The organism is Stenotrophomonas sp. TWI169, assembly GCF_039674705.1.
Lineage (GTDB): Bacteria > Pseudomonadota > Gammaproteobacteria > Xanthomonadales > Xanthomonadaceae > Stenotrophomonas > Stenotrophomonas maltophilia_P.
The window spans coordinates 1-514 of the sequence record NZ_JBDJOB010000047.1; the positions used below are offsets into that span (position 1 = coordinate 1).

1 protein-coding gene is annotated in these 514 nt (G+C 69.1%); it reads right to left on the minus strand.

Translation table 11 applies throughout. The features are described from left to right. Positions 1-514: contractile injection system protein, VgrG/Pvc8 family (locus tag ABE543_RS18610; protein ID WP_346476010.1), on the minus strand; the 514-nt coding region annotated here is incomplete at both ends.

The following is a 514-nucleotide window of genomic DNA, read 5'->3' on the forward strand; positions in this document are numbered from 1 at the left end:
GCGCTGGCCGCGGGCATTGTCCTGCCAGCCGTAGGGGCCGCAGGTGTCGCGGTCGATGATGCCCAGGTCGTTGGCCTGCCCGCTTTCGGCGCTGGCCTGGCGGCGCTCCAGCGTGCGGTAGTCCCAGGTGGCACGCTGCACCTTGCCCGGACGCCAGCGGTGCGCGGTCGACCACTGCTGCACGCTGTCACTGCGCTCGCTCTCATCGCGCCGATGGAAGCGCACGCTGCCCAGCTCGGCGGTGTCATGGCTGTGATCGGCCAGCACCAGGGTGTGGCTGCCGAAGTCGGCACTGCCAGGGTCACCGGCGTGCTCGAACCAGTAATAGATGCCTTCCTCGGCCAGCAGGCGCTGCAGGAAGGCCAGGTCGCTTTCCTGGTACTGCGTGGTCAGACTGCGCCGCGCGTACTGGCCGCCATCGGCCAGCGACCAGCGCCAGGCCGGGGCCAGGCCACCGTAGTCGGCGAAGATGTCCTCGACGATCTCCACGACCGTCCTGTCGTGGAACACATAG